Source organism: Dysosmobacter sp., from assembly GCF_052306735.1.
In the GTDB taxonomy this organism is placed as follows: domain Bacteria; phylum Bacillota; class Clostridia; order Oscillospirales; family Oscillospiraceae; genus Oscillibacter.
In genome coordinates this window covers 2,320-4,681 of sequence record NZ_DAWBAJ010000077.1, presented here as the reverse complement: position 1 = coordinate 4,681, position 2,362 = coordinate 2,320, and the positions used below count along the sequence as shown (strand labels likewise).

At 59.5% G+C, this 2,362-nt stretch carries 1 protein-coding gene, 1 tRNA gene and 1 other RNA gene; 2 read left to right on the top strand and 1 reads right to left on the bottom strand.

Going from position 1 to position 2,362, the window contains the following annotated elements; genetic code table 11:
• Positions 1-219 precede the first annotated feature (219 nt).
• A tRNA-Ala gene (locus ACT67G_RS11750) sits at positions 220-295 on the bottom strand.
• Between the two features lie 465 nt (positions 296-760).
• Here ACT67G_RS11750 and ffs point away from each other — a divergent pair.
• Positions 761-860: signal recognition particle sRNA small type (gene ffs / locus ACT67G_RS11745), an RNA gene on the top strand.
• Positions 861-905: 45 nt separating this feature from the next.
• Positions 906-2,362 (top strand): DNA polymerase III subunit gamma/tau (gene dnaX, locus ACT67G_RS11740; RefSeq protein ID WP_443664349.1); only part of this gene is annotated, 1,457 nt, incomplete at its 3' end.

The following is a 2,362-nucleotide window of genomic DNA, read 5'->3' as shown; positions in this document are numbered from 1 at the left end:
TATCAGTTCATTATAAAAATCTTAGATTTTTGTCTTGACAACTGAGCCACTATAGGCGGAGAACAAAAATAATGATCGTTTCTGGTGTCCTGAACAGCGGATGCGAACGGAGCGGGGGCTTATACGGAAAATAGGGCAGAAACGGCTGAGCTGCGGGCCCACCATTTTTGCAAAAAAGTTGCAAAAAAGCCGTGAAGCTTATAATTTCACGGCTTTTTCTGGTGGACCTGATCGGATTCGAACCGACGACCCCCACAATGCGAATGTGGTGCGCTCCCAACTGCGCTACAGGCCCATATTTAGTTATTTTGTATATTTTAGCTTGATTTGTTTGTGCAGTTTGCTGTTCTAACCGGGCCCGTGTTATGTTGCGCTGGCTCTCCCAGCTGAGCTATGGGCCCATATATCTGTCACGGTTGACTGCCAAGCGAGTTACCGGACCAAATATATGATGGTATGAAGTTTTAATAAAAGGGGATGCGAACCGGATGGGAGCCATGTGAGCCACCGGCCCAAAAGAGGGGGCATATAACTGGCCTGTGCGCGCTCCCAGCTGAGCTACGGGCCCAAAAACAGCCTGGACAAATAGCCCAGAATATACCGCTTAGCAGATAGCGCTTGACGGCAAATGATATTATACCATATTTTTTTTCGTTGTAAAGGGCGATTTTTTCAAAAACGGAAAAATTTCAGTTGCCAACCAGGCTTGAATATAGTAGAATGGGAAAGCTATCAAGTGAATCCTCCGCATGCAGCTGCGGAGCCGGTCTCGCGCAATGGATGCCCGTGAACCATGTCAGGCGGGGAACCGAGCAGCATTAAGCGGGATGTTCCATGTGCCGCGAGGGTGCCGGTTCCGCAGCTGCATACGGAGGATCTTTTTTGTGGAAGGGAGGCTGCCGTCTTTGTATCAGGCACTGTATCGCAAGTGGCGGCCCAAGACGTTTTCCGACGTCATCGGCCAGGAACACATTACGGAGACCCTGAAAAAACAGGTGGCGGAGGGCCGCACTTCCCACGCATACCTGTTTACCGGTACCCGGGGCACCGGCAAGACGACCTGTGCCAAAATCCTGGCCAAGGCGGTAAACTGCGAGCATCCGGTGAACGGGGATCCCTGCAACGCCTGCCCGTCTTGCCTGGGTATCGACAACGGGAGCTTTCTGGATGTACTGGAGCTGGACGCTGCCTCCAACAACGGTGTTGACCAGGTGCGGGCCCTGCGGGACGAGGCCATCTATGCCCCGGCCAATGTGAAAAAGCGGGTGTATATCGTCGATGAGGTCCACATGCTCTCTACGCCGGCCTTCAACGCCCTGCTGAAGATCCTGGAGGAGCCTCCGGAGCACCTGCTCTTCATCCTGGCCACCACGGAACTGCACAAGGTTCCCGCCACCATCCTCTCCCGGTGCCAGCGCTTTTCTTTCAAACGCATCGCTCCGGCGGATGTGGCCCGGCGGCTCACCTATGTGGCCGGACAGGAGGGCATCGATCTGACACCGGACGGTGCGGAGCTTTTGAGCCGTCTGGCGGACGGCGCCCTGCGGGATGGGCTGAGCCTGCTGGATCAGTGTGCAGCCGCCGGCGGCAAAGTGGACAGCAGCGCGGTGTTGGACATGCTGGGCTTGGCGGGAAATCTCCAGACAGCCAAGCTGATGGAAGCTGTTTTACGGCGGGACGCCGGCCAGGCGCTGACGCTGCTGGATCAGCTCTATAACGGCGGGCGGGATGTGGGAGCCCTTCTCTCGGAGCTTTCCACCCTGGTGCGGGATCTGCTGCTGCGGCGGACAGCCCCGGCAGGCGGCGCGGCCCTCCTGTCCGGCGGGTATGACGAGGCTACGTTGGATCGGCTGGAACGGGATGTCTCCACTACCCGGCTTTTGTATCTTGCCACGACCCTTCAGGCAGCCTCCGGTGACTTGGCATACAGTACCAACCGCCGTACAGACGCGGAACTGTGCCTGCTGCGGCTTTGTGATGAATCCCTCTGCGGGGATGTGACGGCTCTGGCCGCCCGGCTGGAGCGTCTGGAGGAGAGCGTTGCCCGGGGTGCCGTGATCCGCTCCGGCGTCCAGACGGCGGCGGAAGGGCCTGCCCGGGAGTCCCGGCGGTCGGAAGCCGCTGCCAAACCGGAAGCGCCTGCGCCGCAGCAGCCAGACCCGGTGGCTCAGCCGGAGGATGCGCCGCCCTGGGAGGAACCGCCGCTGCCGGAGGAACCCCCGGAGCGGGAAGCGCCCGGCGAGCGGATCTTCGATGTGCCGGAGGATGCGGCCCCAACGGTATCGGCCCCTCCGGCAGAGTCCCGGACAAAACCGGCTGCCGGCGCCGCCCCTGCCGCACCGGCTGCCGGCGCCGCCCCTGC